At 71.1% G+C, this 22,410-nt stretch carries 20 protein-coding genes; 11 read left to right on the forward strand and 9 right to left on the reverse strand.

Translation table 11 applies throughout. The features are described 5' to 3' along the window. Nucleotides 1–12: 12 nt before the first annotated feature. Complete coding sequence (locus Aco03nite_RS37330) at nt 13–1,656, forward strand: PP2C family protein-serine/threonine phosphatase (RefSeq protein ID WP_203804848.1); 1,644 nt, start codon at nt 13–15, stop codon at nt 1,654–1,656. Next, nucleotides 1,656–2,114, forward strand: a complete 459-nt coding sequence (locus Aco03nite_RS37335; protein ID WP_203804851.1) for a response regulator — start codon at nt 1,656–1,658, stop codon at nt 2,112–2,114. Before Aco03nite_RS37330 ends, Aco03nite_RS37335 begins: the two co-directional genes overlap by 1 nt. Here the strand turns inward: Aco03nite_RS37335 and Aco03nite_RS37340 are convergent. Genes Aco03nite_RS37340 through Aco03nite_RS37350 form a run of 3 tightly spaced genes read right to left on the reverse strand, consistent with a single transcriptional unit; the run spans nt 2,036 to nt 5,617 of the window. Further along, complete coding sequence (locus tag Aco03nite_RS37340) at nt 2,036–4,285, reverse strand: ATP-binding protein (protein WP_203804854.1); 2,250 nt, start codon at nt 4,283–4,285, stop codon at nt 2,036–2,038. The two genes, Aco03nite_RS37335 and Aco03nite_RS37340, sit on opposite strands and share 79 nt — an antisense overlap. A gap of 22 nt (nt 4,286–4,307) precedes the next feature. After that, nucleotides 4,308–4,967, reverse strand: a complete 660-nt coding sequence (locus tag Aco03nite_RS37345) for an AbfB domain-containing protein (RefSeq protein ID WP_203804856.1) — start codon at nt 4,965–4,967, stop codon at nt 4,308–4,310. Continuing rightward, the gene (locus Aco03nite_RS37350) at nt 4,964–5,617 is read right to left on the reverse strand and encodes a TetR/AcrR family transcriptional regulator (protein WP_203804858.1); all 654 of its coding nucleotides are present in this window, start codon (nt 5,615–5,617) and stop codon (nt 4,964–4,966) included. The genes Aco03nite_RS37345 and Aco03nite_RS37350 overlap by 4 nt, the downstream gene beginning before the upstream one ends. Nucleotides 5,618–5,754: 137 nt before the next feature. Between Aco03nite_RS37350 and Aco03nite_RS37355 the strand changes: the two genes are divergently transcribed. Genes Aco03nite_RS37355 through atzF form a run of 5 tightly spaced genes read left to right on the forward strand, consistent with a single transcriptional unit; the run spans nt 5,755 to nt 13,983 of the window. Then, entirely contained in the window at nt 5,755–7,269 is a 1,515-nt protein-coding gene (locus Aco03nite_RS37355; protein ID WP_203804860.1) for an amino acid permease, read from the forward strand. A gap of 43 nt (nt 7,270–7,312) precedes the next feature. Next, complete coding sequence (locus Aco03nite_RS37360; RefSeq protein WP_203804862.1) at nt 7,313–8,119, forward strand: urea amidolyase associated protein UAAP1; 807 nt, start codon at nt 7,313–7,315, stop codon at nt 8,117–8,119. After that, the gene (locus tag Aco03nite_RS37365) at nt 8,116–8,784 is read left to right on the forward strand and encodes an urea amidolyase associated protein UAAP2 (protein WP_203804864.1); all 669 of its coding nucleotides are present in this window, start codon (nt 8,116–8,118) and stop codon (nt 8,782–8,784) included. The genes Aco03nite_RS37360 and Aco03nite_RS37365 overlap by 4 nt, the downstream gene beginning before the upstream one ends. After that, nucleotides 8,777–12,337, forward strand: coding sequence for a 5-oxoprolinase/urea amidolyase family protein (locus tag Aco03nite_RS37370; protein WP_203804866.1), 3,561 nt, complete (start codon nt 8,777–8,779; stop codon nt 12,335–12,337). The genes Aco03nite_RS37365 and Aco03nite_RS37370 overlap by 8 nt, the downstream gene beginning before the upstream one ends. Further along, complete coding sequence (atzF, locus tag Aco03nite_RS37375; protein WP_203804869.1) at nt 12,334–13,983, forward strand: allophanate hydrolase; 1,650 nt, start codon at nt 12,334–12,336, stop codon at nt 13,981–13,983. Before Aco03nite_RS37370 ends, atzF begins: the two co-directional genes overlap by 4 nt. 108 nt (nt 13,984–14,091) lie before the next feature. On the opposite strand, the gene Aco03nite_RS37380 is transcribed toward atzF, so the two are convergent. After that, on the reverse strand, nt 14,092–14,418 hold the full coding sequence (locus tag Aco03nite_RS37380) for a YciI family protein (protein ID WP_203804872.1): 327 nt from the start codon (nt 14,416–14,418) through the stop codon (nt 14,092–14,094). Between the two features lie 62 nt (nt 14,419–14,480). Between Aco03nite_RS37380 and Aco03nite_RS37385 the strand changes: the two genes are divergently transcribed. From Aco03nite_RS37385 to Aco03nite_RS37400, 4 genes are read left to right on the forward strand one after another with little or no spacing between them, the layout of a single operon-like run. Then, nucleotides 14,481–15,638 (forward strand): sensor histidine kinase, encoded by a 1,158-nt coding sequence (locus Aco03nite_RS37385; RefSeq protein WP_203804875.1) that lies wholly within the window; start codon nt 14,481–14,483, stop codon nt 15,636–15,638. Further along, nucleotides 15,635–16,312: a response regulator gene (locus Aco03nite_RS37390; RefSeq protein ID WP_203804878.1), complete on the forward strand. Its 678-nt coding sequence runs from the start codon at nt 15,635–15,637 to the stop codon at nt 16,310–16,312. The genes Aco03nite_RS37385 and Aco03nite_RS37390 overlap by 4 nt, the downstream gene beginning before the upstream one ends. 57 nt (nt 16,313–16,369) lie before the next feature. Next, nucleotides 16,370–17,314: an ABC transporter ATP-binding protein gene (locus Aco03nite_RS37395; RefSeq protein ID WP_203804880.1), complete on the forward strand. Its 945-nt coding sequence runs from the start codon at nt 16,370–16,372 to the stop codon at nt 17,312–17,314. Then, nucleotides 17,311–18,069, forward strand: coding sequence for a hypothetical protein (locus tag Aco03nite_RS37400; RefSeq protein WP_203804882.1), 759 nt, complete (start codon nt 17,311–17,313; stop codon nt 18,067–18,069). Before Aco03nite_RS37395 ends, Aco03nite_RS37400 begins: the two co-directional genes overlap by 4 nt. Nucleotides 18,070–18,414: 345 nt before the next feature. Here the strand turns inward: Aco03nite_RS37400 and Aco03nite_RS37405 are convergent, their stop codons facing one another. From Aco03nite_RS37405 to Aco03nite_RS37425, 5 genes are all read right to left on the reverse strand, one after another. Beyond that, complete coding sequence (locus tag Aco03nite_RS37405; protein ID WP_203804884.1) at nt 18,415–19,071, reverse strand: hypothetical protein; 657 nt, start codon at nt 19,069–19,071, stop codon at nt 18,415–18,417. A 71-nt stretch (nt 19,072–19,142) separates the two neighbouring features. Next, nucleotides 19,143–20,168: a hypothetical protein gene (locus Aco03nite_RS37410; RefSeq protein WP_203804886.1), complete on the reverse strand. Its 1,026-nt coding sequence runs from the start codon at nt 20,166–20,168 to the stop codon at nt 19,143–19,145. An 87-nt stretch (nt 20,169–20,255) separates the two neighbouring features. After that, nucleotides 20,256–20,429: a CsbD family protein gene (locus tag Aco03nite_RS37415; protein WP_203805053.1), complete on the reverse strand. Its 174-nt coding sequence runs from the start codon at nt 20,427–20,429 to the stop codon at nt 20,256–20,258. Between the two features lie 197 nt (nt 20,430–20,626). Next, nucleotides 20,627–21,661, reverse strand: coding sequence for a hypothetical protein (locus tag Aco03nite_RS37420; RefSeq protein ID WP_203804888.1), 1,035 nt, complete (start codon nt 21,659–21,661; stop codon nt 20,627–20,629). Between the two features lie 81 nt (nt 21,662–21,742). Then, nucleotides 21,743–22,363: a Pr6Pr family membrane protein gene (locus tag Aco03nite_RS37425; RefSeq protein WP_203804890.1), complete on the reverse strand. Its 621-nt coding sequence runs from the start codon at nt 22,361–22,363 to the stop codon at nt 21,743–21,745. Nucleotides 22,364–22,410: the final 47 nt, after the last annotated feature.

Raw genomic sequence — 22,410 nt, forward strand, 5'->3', positions numbered from 1 at the left:
GAGTGACGGACGGTGGGGGACTCCGATTCAGGGTGGGCGGCGACCCTGCACCGGATGTGGACGTCGGTGGGCCGGATCAGTGCCCGCGACGACCTGGCCGGGCTGATACTGCCGCCGCTGCAGGCACTGCCCGGCGTGATCGCGGTGTGGGGTCTGCGGCACGATCCGCACGACGACACGGTCATGGAGTACCGGGCGACGGGTGTGCCACTGGACGGTGACCTCTACGACCTGGCCCGGCGGCTGGGTACCGGCGAGATCCCGGTGGCCGGTGGTGAACTCGCTGATCTCGGCGTCACCGAGGTGGTGCGGGCCCGGTTCGACCTGCCGGGCGAGGCCGCCGGGACGATCATGGTGCTGACCGGCGCGGGCGCCGACATCGACACCGTCACCGTGCGCCTCGGGCAGGTCATCGAGGTCACCCGCGAGGCGATCCGGCTGCTCGGGGTGCGCCGCTCCGAGCGCGCCCAGCAGACCCGCGACGCGCTGCTCGCCGAGGCGTCCCTGCAGATGGACGCGGTGCTGGACACCAAGCAGACGATGCAGCGGGTGCCCCGGATGGCGGTCCCGGCGATCGCCGAGGGCTGCCTGGTCTACGTCTTCGAGGACGGCAAACCGGTGCTGCGCAGCTCGGTGCACGTCGACATGCGACGGCTGAACGCGCTGCTGCGCGATCCTGCGGTGCAGGACCACCTGACGCACCTGGTCGGCCAGGCGGTGGCCGGTGCCGAGATCCCGCCGGCGGACACCGCGCTGCTGGCCACCCGTACCGTCGATGTGCAGGTGTTGCGCCCGCGCGGTGAGGTGGTCGGCGCTCTGGTCTTCCTCTTCGACCGCGACGTCACCGCCGTCCCGCCGCAGTCGTTCCTGCGGGATCTGTCCTCCCGGGCCGCCCTGGCCATCGACAACGGCACCCGGTACGAACGGCGCCGCCGCGACGTGGTCACCATGCAGCAGCATCTGCTGCCGACCCGGCTGCCCGAGGTCGAGGGTCTGACCGTGGCCGCCGCCTACCTGGTCGGCGACCGGATCCTCGAGGTCGGCGGCGACTTCTACGACCTGGTCGTCGGTGAGGACGGCTCGGTCGCCGCCCTGATCGGCGACGTCTGCGGCCGTGGTGTCGACGCGGCCGCGCTGACCGGGATGGCCCGGCACACCCTGGCCGCGCTGCTGCAGGAGGGCGCATCGCCGCTGCGGGCGATGAGCCGGCTCAACTCCCGGCTGCGCCTGGACGGCTCGTGGCGGTTCGTCACCGCCGGGGTCGCCCACCTGGAACACCACGCCGACGGGGTGACCGTGCAGTGGGCGTCGGCCGGGCACCCGGCCCCGGCGCTGATCCGGCGCGACGGCGCGGTGGAACGCGCCACCGGCGGCGGCACCGCCCTCGGCATCCTCGCCGAACCCCGGATCGGGCGCTCCGAGATCGCTCTCGCGCCCGGCGACACCATGATCATCTTCACCGACGGCCTGACCGAGAGCCGTGACTCCGACGGGGTCATGTTCGAGGAGACCGCGCTCGGTGAGACCCTGGACCGGCTGCGGGACCTGCCGGTCGGTGCTCTCGTCGACGAATTGAGCAGGGCCGCCGCCGCCTTCGAGGGCGCCGGCACCGATGACGTCGCGATCCTGGCGATCCATGTCGAGAGGGAAAACTGATGAGGTCCGATGACCTGGTGTACGTGGTCGAGGACAGCGACGTGGACGTGGAAGCCATCGAACGGGCGATCAGCCGATCACATCCGGACACCCGGCTGGAGTTCTTCCGGTCCGGTTCCGCGGTGCTGACGAAACTGGCCGACGACGGCGAACGACCATGGCTGACCCTGCTCGACCTGAACATGCCCGGCGAGAGCGGACTCGACGTGCTCAACGGCATCCGCGCCGACCGGGCCCTGGACGGCGTGACGGTGGTGGTCTTCACGTCGTCGGAGAACCAGGACGAAGCCGACGCCTGTTACGCCGCCGGCGCCGATTCGTACATCTACAAGCCGATGAACTTCGCCCTGTTCCAGAGTGTGCTCAGCCAGACCCTCGACTACTGGAGGTCACGGCCGGCCGGGAACGAGGCCCGGATCGTCGTGCCGCCGCCGGGGGACTCCTCCGCCCACACCTGACCGCCGTGCCGCTCCACCACGCGGCGCACGATCGCCAGCCCGGCGCCGGAACCCTCGTAGGTTCCGGCCGGATGCAGCCGCCGGAACAGCTGGAACGCCTGCTCCCGCAGGTGCGGTGGCATGCCGATGCCGTTGTCCCGGACCATCAGGTCCGGGCCGCCGGAGACGGTGACCCGCCGGGGCCCCTCCGGATGGGCGTACTTCGCGGCGTTCACCAGCAGGTTCGTCAGCACCTGGTCGAACAGCACCGGGTCGGCGGCCACGACGGACCCGCGCTCGGGCAGCATCACCGACACCCCCGCCTCCCGCAGGCGCGGCCCGGCCACCACCATCGCCCGCAGCACCGCCTCGCGCAGGTCCAGGTCGGCCCGGTGCAGTTCGGTACGCCCCAGCCGCGAGTAGTACAGCAGCGAGTTGAGCAGCTCGTCCATCCGCTCGGCCAGCCGCTGGATCGACGCCAGCCGCCGGATCGTCACCTCGTCCATGCCGGCGGCGTCCTCGGCGATGAACGTGGCCGTGTTCGCGATTCCGCGCAACGGCTCCTTCAGGTCGTGGGCGGCCGCGTGCGCGAACGAATCCAGATCGACATTGCTGCGGGACAGTTCGACGTTCAACGCCGACAACCGGCGCGTGTGGGTCACCACGATCCGGACCACCGCCCGGCCCAGTTCCAGCGCCATCGCCAGATCGGTCGCCGTCCACGGGTTGGCCCGGCCCCGCACCGAGGCCAGGAACACCGCCGTCGAACCCCGTGGCGTCAACCGGCTACCGTGCGGGCCCAGCGTCACCGGCTCATCCGGGTCGGTAGCCCAGCGGCGTGACACCGTCCGCTCGCCGCGCAGCCACACGATGCAGTCGTCACGCGCGCCGACCGGCAGCACCAGCACCCCGGCCACCGGCGGATCGAGGTCGGCCAGCACCGGCAGATCCTCGGACAGACGGTCGGTGTGCCACACCTCGCCGAACGGTGGCACCGGCAGCTCGGCGAGCAGCCTGGCGACCTGCTCCCGGCCCGGATCGTCGCCGTGCGACGCGATGTCGTCGCCGCTGCGGACCAGCACCGCGTCACAGGGGATCAGGCCGAGCAGCCCGTCCCGGTCCATCGGCCAGGTTCCCGTCGGGCCGTTCGAATAGCCTTCCAGGAGGCGGGAGATCACTCCCCGGGACCGGTCCCGGGCACCCGTCTCGTCGCGTTCCTGCAGCGCGGCCAGGTGCAGCGACAGCGCCACCCCGAAGAACTCGCACGCCGCCCGGACCTGCGGGCCCAGCGCGTTGACGTCCCGCCCGTGACAGGCGATCAGCCCCCACAGCCGCCCGCCGGACAGCAGCGACACCGACATCGACGACCGGACGTGGATGTTGCGCAGGTACTCGATGTGAAACGGCGATACCGTGCGCAGCACCGACATCGACAGGTCCAGGGGGTCACCGGTCTCCGGCAGCACCCCGGGGGACAGCCGGGCCGTCTCGTCGTCGACGTCGGCGATCACCCGGATCCAGTTGCGCTCGTAGAGGCGGCGGGCCTGCGGCGGGATGTCGGTGGCCGGGAACCACAGCCCCAGCCACGGCTCCCAGTCCGCCGTCACGTCTTCGGCGATCACCTCGCCGGGCCCGTCCCGGCTCTCGAACCGGTAGGCGACCACCCGGTCGTACCCGGTGATCGCCCGGATCTCCCGGACCGCGGCCTTGCACGCCTCCAGGACCGTGCCGGCCATCTGCAGCCGCATCAGCGCCTGCCGGATCGGTGAGTAGATCATCGGGAAGTCCTGGGCCGAGCCGCCCGGCTCGAACTCCAGCACCAGCATGCCGCAGGACCGGTGCAGGGTCACGTCGAACTGGCCCGACCCGGCTTCCTCGGTGGTCCGCACCGGCATCATCGCGGTCTGCCCGGTGTCCGCGTCGGCGAGGCCCTCCAGGGTCGCGAACTGCCCGGCGTCGATCAGCCGGGTCACCGGGCTGCCGGACAGCCCGGTCAGCCCCAGCATCGCCTCGGCGTTCGCACTGACCACGGCGATCACACCGTCCCGGACGGCGATCAGCGCGCCGTACGACTGGATCCCGCCCAGCAGATGGATGGGTTCCTGCACGCAGGCGGTCAGGTCGAAGGTGCCGCCGACCTCACGTTCGGCGGCGGCGACCCGTTCCGGCAGCCAGGAGATCTGATCGGTCACGCCGGAGATGTTACCGGCGTGATCAGGACGGTGCCTGGACCATGAACGAGCTTTCCGCGTCGAAGCTGTCCCCTTCGGGTTTGTCGATGTAGAGCGCTCCGTCCTGGCGCTGGTGGATCCGGTACTCCGGATAGTTCTTGGAGGTCAGCCGGATCGTGCCGGCCGCGGTGCCGGACTCCCGGCAGAACGTGGCGTCGGCCTGGAACAGGTCCGAGTCGTCGCCGGCGTCGAACCGCAGCCGGTAGTCGAAGTGCCGCAGGTACCGGCCGTCGGCCAACTGGAACGAGAAACACGCCTCGTCGTCGAGCCCGGCCACCACGGTCAGCGTCGCCGGGTCGGCCGGCGACATCTTCGCGAAGTCCTCGCTGACGGTCAGATAGTTGTTCTCGTCGCCCGCCGGGGACAGCAGCCACTCGCCGGTGCCGAGCTCCGGTTTCGCCGGCTCGCTCGGCGACGACTCCACCGAGGGCGGGGTGGTGACGGTGGCGGTCGCGGCGACGGCCGGCTCCTTGTCGCCCATGATGCTGCTCCACGCCGCCCAGCCCAGCAGGAGCACGGCGACACCACCCACCCCGACGATGATCGGCACGGCCTTCGGCAGGCCACCACCCGGCTCGTCGCCGCCGGTGTCCACCCCGCCACGGCCGTAGACGGTGCCGCTGGGGCGTCCCTGCTCGGTCATCGGTGTTGCTCCTCTCGAACCTTCCGGCCCGAAAGATTACGCGAGGACGGCGGACCGGAAGGCGTCCGGTCGATCAGCCGCAGCGCGGCCGCCGCCACGGTCTGCTGCAGGATCTCGGTGCCGGGCAGGGCGTCCAGGTCACGGCGCATTCCGATCACGCTCTCCACCAGCCCGAACACCAGGTCGGCGAGGATCTCCGGGTGGTCGCACTTCACGACCAGCTTGCGGTACGCGTACCGAAGGCGCTGTCTCTCCTCCCGGAATCGGGCGAACGGTGCGGTGGCGATCTCGGGCAGCGCGTAGAGGATGCCGACGTTCCACCGGGTGTCCAGCAGCACTCCCACGTCGAAGACGACGAGCGCGTGCAGGGCCTCGACGGGTTCCGCGTCCGCCAGGGTCGCGGCGTACTCCAGCGACGGCCGGACCGTGGCCTCCAGCAGCTCGGCGAGGATCTGCTCCTTGTTGGCGAAGTGGTAGTAGAGCGACGCCTGCCGGATCCCGACCCGTTCGGCGATCAGCCGGGTGGAGGTGGCCGCGTACCCCCGCTGGGCGAACAGTTCGGCCGCCGCGTCGAGGATCTCGTCGCGGGCGCTGGCGGACGGCAGCCGGCGGGCACCCGAGCGGGGCCGGCCGACGGAAGGGGCGCTCACGTTCTGCATCGTCGCACGCGGAAATCCCGGTAACTTCGCCGACACAGTCGGCAACCCAACCTTTACCGCCGGGAAACCGCTCCCGGTGCTGGTCACCGGAATCTGTCAACTGACAGATATCTCCAGCAGGAGGCGGTATGACCACCACCACGGATGCCGCGGACCTCCGCGGATTCGGCTACGAGCCGGAGCTGCGCCGCAGCATCGGCACCTACGCGTCGTTCGCTGCCGGGTTCTCCTTCGTCTCCATCCTCACCACGGTCTTCCAGCTCTTCGCCTTCGGATTCTCGTTCGGTGGCCCGGCGTTCTTCTGGACCTGGCCACTGGTCTTCCTCGGCCAGTTCATGGTCGCGCTGAACTTCGCCGAACTCGCCGCCCGCTACCCGATCTCCGGATGCATCTACCAGTGGTCCCGGCGCCTCTCCACCGCCACCGTCGGCTGGTTCGCCGGCTGGGTCATGATCATCGCCCAGATCGCCACGGTAGCCGCCGCCGCGATCGCCCTCCAGGTCGTCCTGCCGTCGATCTGGTCCGGTTTCCAGCTGGTCGGCGGCGACCCGTCGTTGACCTCACCGACCGGCGCCACCAACGCCGTCATCCTCGGCTCGATCCTGATCGCGCTGACCACCGTCGTGAACGTCGTCGGTGTGCGCCTGATGGCCATCGTCAACAGCACCGGCGTCACCCTGGAGATCATCGGCGTGGTCGCGGTGGTCGTCCTGCTGTTGTTCAACATCGAACGCGGCCCCGGCGTCGTCTTCGACACCGGCGGCACCGGCAGCGGCCCGGGCTACATCGGACCGTTCCTGGTGTCCGCGCTGATGGCGGCCTATGTGGTGGTCGGTTTCGACAGCGCCGGCGAACTCTCCGAGGAGACCCGCGACCCACGGCACACCGCGCCCCGCACCATCCTGCGGGCCCTCGCCGCAGCGGGTGTCGGCGGCGGCCTGATGTTGCTCGCCGCACTGATGGCCGCCCCCAGCCTCACCGACGGGCGTCTCGCCACCGAGGGCCTGCCGTACGTCCTGACCAGCCGCCTCGGCGAGACCGGCGGCCGGATCCTGCTGATCGACGTGGCCATCGCCATCGCGGTCTGCACCCTGGCCATCCAGACCGCCGGCAGCCGCATGATCTTCTCGATGGCCCGCGACGGCGTCCTGCCGTTCTCCGCCGCCCTGAGCAGGGTGTCCCCGCGCACCGGAACCCCGGCCCTGCCCGCCATCGTGGTGGGTGTGGGAGCGGCCGGCCTGCTCCTGATCAACATCGGCCAGGCAGCGTTGTTCACCGCCATCACCAGCGTGTGCATCGTGATGCTGTACATCGCCTACGCCCTGGTGACGATCCCGCTGCTGGTCCGCCGCCTGCGGGGCTGGCCCTCCGACGACGGCCGGCTGACCGAGCGGGGCGGCCGTCTGTTCTCCCTGGGCCGCTTCGGCATCGCGGTGAACGCGCTGGCAGTCGTCTACGGCCTGGGCATGATTCTCAACCTGGGCTGGCCCCGCCAGGAGGTCTACGACCCCGCCGGCACCCACTGGTACCTGCACTACTTCTCCCTCCTGTTCGTGGGTGGAGCCCTACTGCTGGGCGCCGTGGTCCACCGCCGCTACGTCCGCGCCCCGAAGCCGGCACCGGTCCCCGTCCCCGCCGCATGACCGCCCCACCGTCCTTCACCGCCGCCATCACCGAGGAGGCCGTATGAGTACCGCCACCACCGCCGGAGCCCGGGATCACGCCCGGGCTCAGGGCGGGACCGTCGTCGACTGCATGCCGATCGTCCCGGCCTCCTCGCTCGGGACCGGCCTGACCTGGGCCGAGACCGTTCCGGGCGGCGGTTATGCGAGCAGACGCCTGGCCCGCGGCACCACCCTGCGACTCACCGATCTCGACGGCGACGCCTGTGTGTCCCTGTTGATCTTCAACGGTGACGAACCGTGGGAACGCCTCAACATCGCCGACACCGTCAAGGTGTTGTGGCAGGCCTACGTCGGTGCGGGTCACCTGCTGCTCTCCGACCAGGGCCGCGTCCTGGCCTCGGTCACCGCCGGAGCCGGCGACCGCTCGGACACCTTCTGCGGCACGAGCACCCTCCAGAGCAACACCCTGCGGTACGGCGACGGCAGCCCCCATTCCGATACGCCGGCCGGCCGGGAACTGTTCACCCTGGCCGCCGCCAAACACGGCCTGACCAGACGTGACCTGCCGCCCAGCATCTCGTTCTTCCAGGGCGTGCGGGTCGGCGACGACGGCACCTTCGCGTGGCTGGGCTCCGCCGGCCCCGGCGCCACCGTGGAGATCCGCGCCGAGATGCCGGTGACGGTCCTGCTGGTCAACGTGCCGCACCCGCTCGACCCGCGCGAGTCGTACACCAGCAGTCCGGTGGAGATCCGGGCCTGGACCGGCAGTCCCACCACGCCCGAGGACCCCCTCTGGTCCCGCTCCCCGGAGGGCGAACGCGCCTTCCTCAACACCGCCGACTACCTCACCGCCAGGGGAATCCGATGACCACAGCGCCCGCCCTGTCCCTCGCCGAGCGGGCCCTGGCCGGAAAAGTGGTACTGGACCAGACCGTCCCGGCGCGGGCGCCCTGGTCCGCGGTGGTCCGGCGCGGGGACGTGCTGACCATCGTCGACCTGCGCGGCAATCAGGCGGTGGACTGTCTGCTCTACGACGCCCACGACACGTCGGAGCGGTACTCCGCGCAGGACACCATCGCCGCGCAAGGGGGCATCTTCCTCACCACCGGCAGTGTGCTGCGGTCATCCGAGAGCAACCCGCTGATGACGGTGATCGCCGACGAGGTGGGGCGGCACGACACCGTCGGCGGGGCGTGCAGCCGGGAGTCCAACACGCTGCGCTACGGCCATCACACCAAGCACCAGCACGCCTGCGTCGAGAACTTCCTGATCGAGGGATCGCGCTGGGGCCTGGGCAAACGGGACCTGGTCAGCAACATCAACTGGTACATGAACGTGCCCGTCGACCCGGACGGCAGCCTCGGCATCGTCGACGGCATCTCCGCCCCGGGCCTGGCGCTGTCCCTGCGCGCCGACACCGACGTGCTCGTCCTGGTCTCCAACTGCCCCCAGATCAACAACCCGTGCAACGGCTTCGATCCCACGCCGGTACGCATGATCGTCACCACGCCCGGGGAGGCAGCCGGTGTTTGACACCCTCCTCGTCGCGAACCGTGGTGAGATCGCGTGCCGGGTCATCCGTACCGCCAAGGAAATGGGTCTGAAGACCGTTGCCGTCTTCTCCGATCCGGACCGGGGCGCGCCGCACGTGCGGATGGCGGACGTGGCGGTCCGCCTGGGCCCGGCGCCCGCCCGGGAGAGCTACCTGGTCGTCGACCGGGTCCTCGAGGCGGCCCTGTCCAGCGGCGCCGGAGCGGTGCACCCCGGGTACGGATTCCTGTCCGAGGACGCCACCTTCGCCGCCGCCGTCCAGACCGCCGGTCTGGTGTTCGTGGGGCCGACACCCGCGCAGCTGACCGCGTTCGGGGCCAAACACACCGCCCGTGACCTGGCCCGGCAGGCCGGAGTCCCGATGATCGAGGGCACCGGCCTGCTCGCCGGGCTCGACGAGGCGCTCACGGCCGCCGACCGGATCGGCTACCCGGTGATGCTCAAGGCGACCGGCGGTGGCGGCGGCATCGGCATGCAGGCCTGCCACGACGCCGCCGAGCTGACCGAGGCGTACGGCCGGGTGGAACGTCTGGCCGTCGCCAGTTTCGGCAGCGGCGGGGTGTTCCTGGAACGGTTCGTGCAGCGGGCCCGGCACGTCGAGGTCCAGGTCTTCGGCGACGGGCACGGCCGGGTCGTCGCGCTCGGTGACCGGGACTGTTCCCTGCAGCGGCGCAACCAGAAGGTGATCGAGGAGGCCCCCGCGCCGGGCCTGCCGGCCGAGGTGCGCGAGCGGCTGCACGAGTCGGCGGCGGCGCTGTGTGCGTCGGTGGACTACCGGTCCGCGGGAACCGTCGAGTTCGTCTACGACGCGGCCCGCCGGCAGGCGTCGTTCCTCGAGGTCAACGCACGTCTGCAGGTCGAGCACCCGGTCACCGAACAGGTGCTCGGGATCGACCTGGTCGAGTGGATGCTGCGGCTGGCCCAGGGCGACACCACGGTCCTGGACACCCCGCGCACGCCGGCCGGCGCGGCGGTGGAGGCCCGGATCTACGCCGAGGACCCGACCCGGGACCACCGCCCGAGCGCCGGACTGGTGACCCGGGTGGTGTTCCCGCCGGATGTCCGGGTGGACGGCTGGGTGGAGACCGGAACCGAGGTGTCCACCGCGTACGACCCGATGCTCGCGAAGGTCATCGCGACGGGTGCCGACCGCACGGAAGCCTTCACCAGGTTGGCGGCGGCCCTGGCCGGGACCAGGGTGGACGGCATCGAGACCAACCTGGGCCTGCTGCGGGCCGCCGTGGTCGAACCCGCCGTGCTCGATGTCGGCCACTCCACCGCGACATTGATCGATGTGCACGACCGGGAACCGCGCATCACCGTGGAACGCTCCGGCACACTGACGACGGTCCAGGACTGGCCGGGACGGGTGGGCCTGTGGGAGGTGGGCGTCCCACCGTCGGGCCCGATGGACGACCGTTCGTTCCGCTGGGGGAACCGCGCCCTCGGCAACCCGGAGGGCGCACCCGGCCTGGAGTGCACGGTGGACGGCCCGGCGCTGCGATTCACCGCCGCCACCCGCGTGTGCGTGACCGGCGCGGACGTACCGGTCACCGTGGACGGCGAGCCGGTTCCCCGCTGGGAGGCGGTGCTGGTCCCGGCCGGCTCGGTGCTGGACGTGGGCCGGGCCTCGACCGGCCTGCGCGCCTACATTCTGTTCGACGGCGGCCTGGACATCCCGTTGTACCTTGGCAGCGCGTCGACGTTCACGCTCGGTCAGTTCGGCGGACACGGGGGACGGGCTCTGCGCCTCGGTGACGTGTTGCGAACGATTACCGAGAGCAAACCCTCAACCTCGACCTTACCTTTAGGGTTTGCCGCACCCGTGACAGGTGAAGCCGGTGGTACCCGCATTCCGGCACCCGAAACCCCGGAATCGGAGCGGCCGGTCATCGGGCACCAGTGGAGGATCCTGGTCACCGAAGGACCGCATACCGCGCCGGAGTTCTTCACCCGGGCGGACATCGACGAGTTCTACGCCGCCTCCTGGGAGGTGCACTTCAACTCGGCCCGGACCGGGGTGCGGCTGGTCGGGCCGAAACCCCGGTGGGCGCGTACCGACGGCGGCGAGGCGGGACTGCACCCGTCGAACATCCACGACACCGCCTACTCGGTGGGGGCGATCGACTTCACCGGGGACGTGCCGATCCTGCTCGGACCGGACGGTCCCAGCCTCGGCGGCTTCGTCTGCCCGGCCACGGTCGTCACCGCCGAACGGTGGAAGCTCGGGCAACTGGCCCCGGGCGACACGGTCCGGTTCGTGCCGGTCGGCGACGTCGGCGGCACGCCGCTGATCGGCCCCGCCGACGACGGGATCCTGGCCCGCGGCGAGGAGGTCACCTACCGGCGGTCCGGGGACGACAACCTGCTCATCGAGTACGGGCCGATGACGCTCGACCTCGGGCTGAGAATGCGGGCGCACGCGCTGATGGACCGGCTGCGCGCGGAGAACCTGGCCGGCGTCGTCGACCTGACCCCGGGCATCCGGTCCTTGCAGGTGCACGTCGATCCGGCTCGGTTACCCGTACGAAAATTGCTGGGTCTGGTCCTGGAGATCGAGGACGAGTTGCCGGCCACCAGCGATCTGGAAGTGCCCAGCCGCACCGTGCACCTGCCGCTGTCCTGGGACGATCCGTCCACCCGGGAGGCGATCGCCCGCTACATGGCCGGTGTGCGCGACGACGCGCCCTGGTGCCCGTGGAACATCGAGTTCATCCGGCGCGTCAACGGCCTGGACAGCGTGGACGACGTCTACCGCACCGTCTTCGACGCCAGTTACCTGGTGCTCGGGCTCGGCGACGTCTACCTCGGAGCACCGGTCGCCACCCCGCTCGACCCCCGGCACCGCCTGGTCACCACCAAGTACAACCCGGCCCGCACGTGGACGCCGGAGAACGCGGTCGGCATCGGTGGCGCGTACCTGTGCGTCTACGGCATGGAAGGGCCCGGCGGTTATCAGTTCGTCGGCCGAACCGTGCAGGTCTGGTCGCGCTGGAAGCAGAAGCCGTGGCTGCTCCGGCACTTCGACCGCATCCAGTGGCACCCGGTCGGCGCCGAGGAACTGCTCGACCTGCGCGCCGACATGGCCGCCGGCCGGCACCGGCTGCGGATCGAGGACGGCACGTTCCGTCTCGCCGACCACCAGCGGTTCCTGGCCGACAACGCCGAATCGATCGCCACGTTCCGTGACAAGCAGGCCGCTGCGTTCGGTGCCGAACGGCAGGCCTGGGCGGCGGCCGGCGAGTTCGACCCGCGACCGGAACCGATCGCGCCGCCGACCGCCGGGCAGGTGACCGTCCCGGACGGCGGCGCCCTGGTCGAAGCCCCGTTCGTCGCCAGCGTGTGGCGTGTCGACGTGCGCCCCGGCGACCGGGTCGTCGCCGGTCAGCCACTGCTCGCCCTGGAGGCGATGAAGATGGAGACCGTCGTGGTCGCCCCGTCCGACGGCGAGGTCACCGACATCCTCGTCACCCCCGGCAGCCAGGTCGCGCCGGGCAGCCCTCTGCTCGTACTCGCCGGAAGGACCGCAGCATGACCCCACAGGACCGGGTCCGGGCCGCCTACGCCCGGATCGCCCTCGGTGAACGCCCCGAAGCCTGGATCACCCTGCGTGACGAGGCGGCCGTGCTGGCGGACGCCGTCGCGGTCGAGGCCCGGCTGGCGGCGGGCGAGGATCTGCCGCTGGCCGGTGCGCTGCTGGCGGTCAAGGACAACATCGACGTCGCCGGACTGCCGACCACGGCGGGATGCCCGGAGTACGCCTACCAGCCGGCCGTCAGCGCACCGGCGGTCCAGCGACTCGTCGACGCCGGAGTGATCGTTCTCGGTAAGACCAACCTGGACCAGTTCGCCACCGGACTGGTCGGCACCCGCAGCCCGCACGGCGCGGTCCGGGACGTCCGTGACCCGTCGCTGGTGTCCGGCGGCTCCAGTTCCGGGTCGGCGGTGGCGGTCGCGCTCGGCATCGCCGACCTGGCGCTGGGCACCGACACCGCCGGTTCCGGCCGGGTGCCCGCCGCGTTCCAGGGCATCGTCGGCATCAAACCCACCATCGGCGTGATCCCGAACGACGGGGTGGTGCCGGCCTGCCGGACCCTCGACTGCGTGACCGTTTTCGCCCGCACCCTGGGCGAGGCCCAGCAGGCCGCGAACCTGATGGCATCACCGGTGTGGCCGAATGACGCACCGCTGGCGGCCCCGCCCCGGCCGATCGTGGCCGTGCCCGCCCGCGACGAGCTGACCGCGATGTCCCCCGAGTGGGTGACCGCTTTCGAACAGGTCGCCAAGGGCCTCGAAGCGGCCGGGGCGATCCTGCGGCCACTACGGCTCGCGCCGTTCCTCGCGGCGGCGAAACTGCTGTACGAAGGCGGTTTCGTGGCCGAGCGTTACGAGGCGGTCGGCGCGTTCGTGTCGGAACACCCCGAAGCGGTGGACCCGACCGTCCGCAGGATCATCGAAGGGGCCCGGGACATCCCGGCACACGTGCTGGTCGCCGACACGGCCCGGCTCGCCGCACTGCGGGACGAGGCCATGGCGGAATGGGGCGACGCCGACGCGCTGCTGCTGCCGACCGCGCCGATCCACCCGTCCATCGCCGCGGTGCAGGCCGACCCGATCCGGGTGAACTCGCTGGTCGGCACGTACACCAACTTCTGCAACCTGTTCGGCCTGGCAGCCGTTGCGGTACCGGCCCCCGGCCAGGGCGTCCAGGTGATCACTCGCGGTCACGCCGACGCGGTGGCGGCCGGCATCGCCGCACTGATCGTCGGGGAACCGGCACCACCGGCCGCCGCCACCGGCATCCCACTGCTGGTGGTCGGCGCCCACCTCAGCGGCCAGCCCCTCAACGGGCAGCTCACCTCGGTCGGCGCGCGTCTCACCGGCACGGTCGTGACCGCCCCGTCGTATCGGTTGCACGCCCTACCGGCCACCCCACCGAAACCCGGCCTGACCAGGGTGGACAGCGGCGGAGCGGCGATCGGGGGCGAACTGTGGGAGATGCCGCCCGCCGCCCTCGGCCCGTTCCTGGCCGCCCTGCCCGAGCCGATGGCCCTGGGCAGGGTCCGCCTCGCCGACGGCACCACGGTCACCGGATTCCTCTGCGAGCCCGCAGCCCTGGCCACCGCCCCGGACATCACCCACCACGGCGGCTGGCGCGCCTACCTGGCCGAGACGTCATGAAAAAGCGCAGGACCCCGAAAAACCTGACACTGCACGCGCCGCGGTACGTCCTCGGAGACCTGCTCCTGACCCGCCTGATCCCCCACCTCCGCAGTCTCCGCAAGCTCCTCAGGCGGTGAGGACGGGGCGTACCTCTACCCAGCCGTCGACCACCGGGATCATGCGGCCGATCCAGATCGCGTGGTCCAGGTCCGACGCCTCCACGACGTAGCAGCCGGCCAACGACGGGGTGTCCTGGCCGGGGCTCACCTCGTTGTTGCGGATCGTGACGCCGGCCGCCATCGCGTGGCCGCCGACGATCCGGCCGCCGATCTCGGCCACGTGTTTGCGCAGGGCGAAGTGTGCTTCCAGGACTGTCGGGGAGACGGATCGCGCGCTGGTGGGCAGGTCCCGCTCGTACAGCAGGATCATGAAGTGCTGCAGTGGCGTCGGCATCCCGTCCGAGCCTACTCCCGCCGGAGTACGCCGGGGCGCATCGCCGCACGTACGGTGAGGTGATGACGAACGTCGCTGTCGCCGGGCTGGTGCTCGTCCTGATGGGGGCGGACACCGCCTGGAACGGCGCCGGCACCCCCGAGCCGGACGTCGCCGCCGTCGTCCTGGTGGTGCTGTCCGCGGTGGCCCTGCTGTTCCGGCGGCGGCAGCCGATCGTGGTCGCGGTGCTGTGCGGCGCCCTGCTCACTGTCCTGTTCGTTCTCGGTCACCGCGGTGAGCTGCTGAACCTCGCCGCCCTGGTCGGTCTCTACACCCTTGTCCGGTACGGGGACCGGCGGCACACCGTGGTCGCCGGCACCGTCGGGATCCTCTGGTCGGCGCTGCTCGGCTGGTTCGCCGAGGGCCGGGGGAGCGCACCGGTCCCGGAGATCCTGCTGCCCCTGGTCGCGGTGCTGATCGCCGAGGTGGTGCGCGGCCGGGAGGCGCTGGCCCGGGAGTACGCCGACCGCGAACGCCGCGCCGTCGCCGACCGGCTGGCCACCGAGCGCCGCACTGTGGCCGACCGGCTCGCCACCGAGCGCCGGGCCGCCGCCGGGCGACTGACCGCTGAGCGGCTCCGGATCGCCCGTGAGGTCCACGATGTCGTGGCGCACACGCTGACCGGGGTCAACGTGCAGATCGGGGTGGCCGTGGCCGCCTTCGACAGGCGTCCGGAGACCGCTCGCGACGCCCTCGACCAGGCGCGGGCGGCGGGCCGGGACGCGCTGCGCGAGTTGCGGGCCACGGTGACGCTGCTACGGGATCCCGGGCTCGACGGTCTGCCGGAACTCGCCCGGTCGGCCGGATCGGCAGGTGTCGAGGTCACCCTGCACTGCGACGTCCCGGCGGTCTGTCCCGCCCCGGCGCAGCTGGCCGCCTATCGGATCGTCCAGGAGGCGCTGACCAACGTTATCCGGCACTCCGGAGCCACCGCCGCGACCGTCTCGGTCACCACCGGCGACGACGGGACCGTGTTCGTCGAGGTGATCGACAACGGACGCGGCCCGGGCAGGGCGGGCGAGGGCTTCGGGCTGCGGGGTATGGCCGAACGGGCCGCCGCGGTCGGCGGCACGACGACGTCCGGCCCCGCGGCCGGGGGCGGATTCCGGGTCACCGCGACCCTGCCGCCGGTGCTCCGTTTTGATGACGGCCCGAGGCCCGTCCCGGCGGGTGGGGCGTGAGCGTGCGGGTGGTGCTCGCCGACGATCAGACGATCGTGCGGGCCGGATTTCGGGCCCTGCTGGAGCTGACCGACGACCTGCTGGTGGTGGCCGAGGCCGCCGACGGTGCCCAGGCCGTCGCCGCGGTCCGACGGCACCGGCCGGACGTGGTGCTGATGGACATCCGGATGCCCGGCACCGACGGCCTCGAAGCGATCCGGCGGATCGTCGCCGACCCGGACCTGACCGCCGTCCGGATCGTGGTGCTGACCACCTTCGACGCCGACGAGTACGTGTTCGAGGCACTGCGGCTGGGCGCCTGCGGCTTCCTGCTCAAGGATGTCGAGCCGGACGGCCTGGTCGAAGCGGTCCGGCAGGCCGCCGCCGGGAACGGCCTGATCGCGCCCGCCGTCACCACCCGGGTGATCGCCGAGTTCGCCCGGATGCGCGGCCGGTTCACCGGCGCCGACCGTCTGGACGTCCTCACCGGCCGGGAACGGGAGGTCGTCGCTCTGGTCGGCGAGGGACTGTCCAACGAACGCATCGGCGAACGCCTGCGGATGAGCCCGCTGACCGCGAAGACCCACGTCAGCCGGGCCATGACCAAACTCGGCGTCCGGGACCGGGCGCAGCTGGTGGCACTGGCCTACCAGACCGGCCTGACCAGGGTCGGCGGTCTGCTCCCACCGGAGTAGGGCCGGTCTCCGCACGGCGGATTCCCCGGCCGCCACCGGTGCCTAGCGTCCGTTTCCATGATTGAGGTTCGACAACTGACCAAGGTGTACGGCGGCCGCCGCGCCGTCGACGACCTGACCTTCACCGTGCAGCCGGGCCGGGTCACCGGTTTCCTCGGCCGCAACGGGGCCGGCAAATCCACCACGATGCGGATGATCCTGGGCCTGGACCGTCCGACCGGAGGCCAGTCCCGGGTCGCCGGCCGGCCCTACACCCGACTGAACAACCCGTTGGGTACGGTCGGGTCGCTGCTGGAGGCCCGGGCCGTGCACGGCGGGCGGTCCGCGTACCACCATCTGCTCTTTCTGGCCCGCAGCAACGGGCTGAGCCGGCGTCGCCCCGCCGAGGTCCTGGAGATGGCCGGCCTGAGCGATGTCGCCCACCGCCGGGTCCGGACCTTCTCACTCGGCATGCACCAGCGGCTGGGCCTGGCCGCCGCCCTGCTCGGTGATCCGCCGATCCTGATCCTGGACGAGCCGGTCAACGGCCTGGACACCGACGGCATCCGCTGGATCCGGGCGCTGGTGACCGGCCTGGCCGCCCAGGGCCGCACGATCCTGCTGTCCAGCCACCTGATGACCGAGATGGAACAGACCGCCGACCACCTGATCGTGATCGCCGGCGGCCGCCTGGTCGCCGACACCGGAATGCGAGCCCTGATCGCCGAGCACTCCCGGGGCCACGTGCGGGCCCGTTCGCCCCACCCGGACCGGCTGGCCGCCACGGTCGAGTCGGCCGGCGCCGCGGTCGTCCCGGCGGCTGACGGCACCCTACGGATCACCGGCCTGTCCCCGGCCACCATCGGCGACCTGGCCGCCGAGCACACCATCCCACTGTACGAACTCACCCCGTGCGACGAGACCCTGGAAGCCGTCTACACCCGCCTGACCAGCGACGCCGCCGCGGGGGATCCGGCGACCGCCGATCCGCGGCAGGCCGTCTCCGCCGAGGTGGTCCGGTGAGCGCCGATCTGGCAGGCGGTGGCCGTCGAGGGACTCCGGTGACCGCTGGGTTGCGGCGGGCCGTCGCTGCCGAGTGGGTCAAGGTCTACAGCGTCCGGTCGGCGGTCGCGACCCTGGCCATGGTTCCGCTGCTCACGGTCGGGATCGCGGTGCTGGTGATCGTCACCGGCAGCCTTCCGCCGGGGGAGACGATCCTCGCGGCCGGGCTCGGCAATGCCGTTCCGGCGCAGCTGGTGGCGGGCGCTTTCGGGGCGATGCTGGTGGCCGGCGAATATGGCAGCGGGACCATCCGCCCGACGCTGGCCGCCGTCCCCCGCAGGTATCTGGTGCTCACCGCGAAGGCGCTGGTCGCCTTTCTCACCGTCGCGGTCGTGGCGCTCGTCGCGGCCGGTGGCGCCTATTTGTCCGGGGTGCTGATGGCGGACACCGCCCGGAACCCGGTCGGTGGAGTACTGCCCGCTCTGCCCGGGTTCGCCGTCGCCCTGGGCACGGTCGCGATGCTGGGTGTCGCCGTCGGCGGGCTGGTCCGGCATCCCGGCGCGGCGGTGACCGCAGTGACCGCGATCCTGCTGGGACCGCTTCTGATCGGCCCGCTGCTGGGTGATGCCGGTTCCGGGCTGATCGACGCATCCCCGACGGCCGGCCTGCAGAAGCTCGCAGACTCCGGAGCCTGGCCGACGCTGGCCCTGATCACCGGCTACAGCCTGGCTCTACTCGCGGTCGCAACCGTGGCGCTGCACCGGCGCGACGCCTGATCCGCGGCCAGGCGCGCGAGAAGGGAGAGAGGAAGGGCGGCCCGGCACGTGAGGAGGGAAAGGGGAGGTGCGTGCTCGCCGTCCGAAGGGGAGAAGGGGCGCGCGGTGGGCGAGGAAGGAGAAGACGGCCTCGCGTCCGAGGAGGGAAAAAGGCCGCGCGGTGGGCGAGCAGGGAGAAGGGCCGCGCGGTGGGTGGGGAGGGAAAGGACGGCCCGGTGTCCGACGAGGGAAAGGCCGAGGACCAGACGGGATGGCCGGGAGGCTGGAGAAGGGGGATGTTGGGCGGATCTTCAGGGATGGAACGGGCTTACCGGTGCCCGGCTGGAGTGCCGGGCACCGGGGGGATCACACGGTTTGCTTGATCTTTGCGACGCCGGCGGTTACGGCTGCGGTCAAGGCGGCGCTGTCGGCTGCCTCGGCGGTGAAGGTGGCCAGGACGTCGCCGTGCGAGACCGCTACGGTGATCATCTTCTCGACCGGTTCCTTCTCCTGCGCGATCGTCACCACGAAACCGACCGCGGGTGCGCCCACCTGCGGGACCTCCCACTTGGAGTAGGTGACGTTCTTGGTGACGGCCGGGCATTTCTCCAGGACGGTCTGGTGGCGCTTGATGTGGTCGGCGGCGGCCTTCGCGCCGACCGCGTTGATCGCCTCGGTGATGACCGTGCCCTCCTTGCCGCCCTTCTGGAAGGAGACTGTCACCGATCCGCCGAGGCTGTCGACGAATTTCGGTGCGGCGTCCTTGCACGGGTCGGCGACGGCCTCCGGGACGACCGACGTGGCCACGACCATCCGGCTGTGGAACGTGAAACCGGTCGGCGCCTGGGCCGGGGTGAGCAGCGCTTGCTCCAGCTTCTCGACGGTGGGAGCGACGGCATTCCCGGCGGCGGGAGCGGCGGCATTCCCGGCGGTGGGAGTGCCGGCCATGGCGGGTGTGGCGGTCAGTGCGAGGGTCGGCATGGTCAACGCGATCGACAGAACAGCTGCGATTCGTTTACTCATGCCGTCACCATATGACGCCAGAAGTCCGATTTTTCCGACAAAACGCGCCACCTGCGAGTGAACGGCGGCGGTTACGGCAACCCGGCGAGACTGTCCTTGCGCAGGAACCCGGCCATGTAGTTGACGACCCCGAGGACCAGCGCGCCGATCCCCGCGTACAGCGCCAACGTCAGCAACGGCATCCCGAGCGGCGCGTCCGGAAAGTAGAGCACCCGTCTCAGCAGGGTGGCCCCGGCGCCGGGCGGCAGCGCCTGCCCGAAGTCGTGCCAGAACACCGGCATCAGCGGCCCGGCGGTGGCGGCCCCGCTGATCGGCGCCCCGATCAGGAAGTAGAGCAGCCCACCGACGGCAGCGCCGGCCGACCCGACCAGGGACACCAGCGCGCTGGTGGACGCGGTAGCGGCCAGGTTGATCAGGGCGAGACTGAGGGTCAGGTGGACGAAGTCGACGTGGGTGCCGACACCGAAGCCGCGGGCCAGCCCGGAGATTCCGGCGCCCACGCACAACGCGTACAGGACGAGGAAGAGCAGTGGAAGTTCGCCGCGGGCCCACTTGGCTCGGTAGCGCGGCACCAGCCGGCCGAGGCCGATCGATCCGATGGTGCCGCCGAGGATCACCACCTGGAGCATCACCCCGAGTCCGCCGCCGGCCGAGTCGCCGGACGGCAGGGGAGTGGCCTCGGTGATCACCGGGGTGGTGGTGCCGGCGAAGGCCTTGGTGACCAGCGCGGTCAGGGTGGCCGCCACCTGCGGGGACGCCGCGGTGGACTTGAGCAGTTCCACGCCGGTGTCGGTGACGATCAGCGCGCCGTAGACGTCGAGCCGGGCGATCCCGGTCAGGGCGGCGTCCCGGCTGTCGTAGTCGGTGATCCGCAGAGCCGCACCGGCCTGGGTGGCCAGGGCGGTCCGGGTGGTCTCGGCGCCGACGTAACCGACCGGGATGTGATGCGCGGACGGGGCGTGCGAGATGCTCAGCAGGGTCGCCCCGAGCAGCCCCACGACGGAGACGCCGAGGACGGCGAGCACGAGGGCCCGTACCCAGAAATGGTGTTCGCGTTTCCGCTCCTCGGCGGCCGGCAGTTCCGCCTCGGTCTCCATGAACCCGATGTTTCCAGACGAACCGAGAGTTTTTCGGCTAATCGGGTGATCGGGGAGGAGAACCGAGGCGGCTGCTCGGGCGTCCGGTCAGGACTTGAAGACGTCCTTGATCTTCTCGCCGGCCTGCTTGAGGTTCGCGGAGCTCTGGTCGGCCTTGCCTTCGGCTTCCAGGCGCTCGTCGTCGGTCGCCTTGCCGACGCCCTCCTTCACCTTGCCGCCGACCTCTTCAGCCTTGTTGTCGACCTTGTCATCGAAAGCCATCGGATTCACCTCCACGTCGGGTACGACCGTGTCAGTACCCGTCCGGCGCTTTCCCAACCAGGCGCGCCCGGACACCGTCGAATTCCGGCCCGGTGAGGCCCGGACCACCGCGCCGAACCCGGTGGACCGCCCGTCCGTGGTCGGCAGCCCACCCGGATACCGCACGTTCACACAACCGTCCCAGGACAGGTCCCGGGTCATTCTTTGGAGACCTTCAGCGAGCCCAGCCCCGCCTCGGCGTCGATGTCCAGGCCGGGGCGTTTCTCCCAGTCGCCGGTCTTGATGGTCAGGCCCTCACCGACGCCGCCCTTGTCCTGGCCGTAGAGGTTGACCTCGCCGCCGCCGCTGGTGAACTCGATCTGCACCGGTACCTCGTCGGCGGTGGTGATCCGCCACTTGTTGACACCGCCGGCCATCAGGATCGGCAGCGTGCCGTCCAGATTGCCGAGCTTGATGTCGATGTTCGTCGCGCCGCCGATCAGGTCGATGTCGCCGACCGTGCCGCTGCCCATGTCGAAGACGCCGGTCTCCACGCCTGCCGTCATCCGCAGCCGCCAGACGATGTCCCGGCTGAGCACCACGTCGACCCGTCCGGAGCCCTTCTTGGCGCCGGCCGGTTTCGCGCTGACCTTGAGGGTGTCCTCGTCGAACGACGCGTTCACCGTCAGGCCGGAGTCCTTCGGGGTGGTGACCCGGAAGTTCTCCCCGTCCAGGTCGGCGGTCCGCAGGTTCAGCAGCTTGACCCCGCTGACCAGGTCGAACTTGGCGGCGGTGACCACCGCGGCCGGTGGACTGGGCGGCGGTGCCGTGGTGGCGCCGGCACCCGGTTCGCCGGTCGGCTCACCGGTTGGCTCACCGGTCGGCTCGGCGCTCTCGACGACCTCCGGGGATCCGGGGGCCGCCGTGTTCTGCCGTTCCCCGTCGTCGCCCGGGCGCATCAGCAGCAGGGTGCCGACCGCGATCGCGCCGGCCAGCAGTCCGACCAGGACGGCCGCCGGTTTCCCACGACGCGACCGCGGCTTGTCGAAGGCCGGTGGGTCGTCGGCGAACTCCGGCCGGGCCGGTGTCGCGTCCGGCCAGTAGTCGGCGATGTTGGGCATGTTGACCGGCGCGGACGCGTCGCCCGCGGCGGGGTCGAACTCCGATCCGGCCACGGGTTCCGCGTGCCCCGGCACGTACCCGCCTATCCGTAGTCCAGGGCGCTCGCCCTCGGCGCCGTTACGCTCCATCACACCCGTCTCCCACTGGCCCCTCGATGTGATTCCCCGTGCAAGATACGGACACGCTGCGTGGGGAGTTCAATCGGCAATGAATCAAGTACCCAGAGTTGCCGCGGGTTTCGGCCGCCGCAGCCGGTCGATGCCGATCAGAGCCGCCCCCAGCAGCAGAAAACCCACGACCAGAAGCAATACCCACAGACCCACACCGGGCCATCCCTGGTACGTGGGATCAAGGAACCCGTACGGATAGCGATAACCCGGGAACAGTGCGCCCCGGCCCAGCACGATCGCCGCGTACCCGAGCGGGAAGGCCGCCCACCCGGCCAGATCACGCCACTGGCTCGCCCCGAACGGCCGGAACACCGCCCAGTCGAACACCACCATCGCCGGCAGCACGTAGTGCACCAGGAACGAGGAGAGGTCCCCGGCCGTCTCCAGCGGGAACGGGCTGCTCCCGCCGGCCAGCAGGAAGTGCAGCACCAAGCCGGCCAGCAGGATCCACGACATCACCGCGCCCCGCAGTCGCGGCGCCGCCACCTCGGTGGTGACCCTCCGGTGCATCCAGTAGAGGACACCCGAGTAGTAGACGACCACCGCGATCGAGCTCTGCGTGGTGAAGGCGAGAATCGAGTACTCGGCGCTGTAGAGTCCGACGACTCCGGACAGCACGATGAGGACCCGCCACCACCACTGTGGACTGGCGTGAATGCGCATGGCTGATCGTACTGTCCCCCGATTTGCGGCCGCCGATACCCCGAGCG

Origin of the sequence: Actinoplanes couchii, from assembly GCF_016862075.1 — a bacterium.
GTDB lineage: Bacteria > Actinomycetota > Actinomycetes > Mycobacteriales > Micromonosporaceae > Actinoplanes > Actinoplanes couchii.

Coding starts and splice junctions, on each gene's coding strand:
- Aco03nite_RS37335 (WP_203804851.1), top strand. CDS start 1,656: ATGAGGTCCGATGACCTGGTGTACGTGGTCGAGGACAGCGACGTGGAC.
- Aco03nite_RS37345 (WP_203804856.1), bottom strand. CDS start 4,967: ATGACCGAGCAGGGACGCCCCAGCGGCACCGTCTACGGCCGTGGCGGG.
- Aco03nite_RS37355 (WP_203804860.1), top strand. CDS start 5,755: ATGACCACCACCACGGATGCCGCGGACCTCCGCGGATTCGGCTACGAG.
- Aco03nite_RS37360 (WP_203804862.1), top strand. CDS start 7,313: ATGAGTACCGCCACCACCGCCGGAGCCCGGGATCACGCCCGGGCTCAG.
- Aco03nite_RS37365 (WP_203804864.1), top strand. CDS start 8,116: ATGACCACAGCGCCCGCCCTGTCCCTCGCCGAGCGGGCCCTGGCCGGA.
- atzF (WP_203804869.1), top strand. CDS start 12,334: ATGACCCCACAGGACCGGGTCCGGGCCGCCTACGCCCGGATCGCCCTC.
- Aco03nite_RS37380 (WP_203804872.1), bottom strand. CDS start 14,418: ATGCCGACGCCACTGCAGCACTTCATGATCCTGCTGTACGAGCGGGAC.
- Aco03nite_RS37385 (WP_203804875.1), top strand. CDS start 14,481: ATGACGAACGTCGCTGTCGCCGGGCTGGTGCTCGTCCTGATGGGGGCG.
- Aco03nite_RS37395 (WP_203804880.1), top strand. CDS start 16,370: ATGATTGAGGTTCGACAACTGACCAAGGTGTACGGCGGCCGCCGCGCC.
- Aco03nite_RS37405 (WP_203804884.1), bottom strand. CDS start 19,071: ATGAGTAAACGAATCGCAGCTGTTCTGTCGATCGCGTTGACCATGCCG.
- Aco03nite_RS37410 (WP_203804886.1), bottom strand. CDS start 20,168: ATGGAGACCGAGGCGGAACTGCCGGCCGCCGAGGAGCGGAAACGCGAA.
- Aco03nite_RS37415 (WP_203805053.1), bottom strand. CDS start 20,429: ATGGCTTTCGATGACAAGGTCGACAACAAGGCTGAAGAGGTCGGCGGC.
- Aco03nite_RS37425 (WP_203804890.1), bottom strand. CDS start 22,363: ATGCGCATTCACGCCAGTCCACAGTGGTGGTGGCGGGTCCTCATCGTG.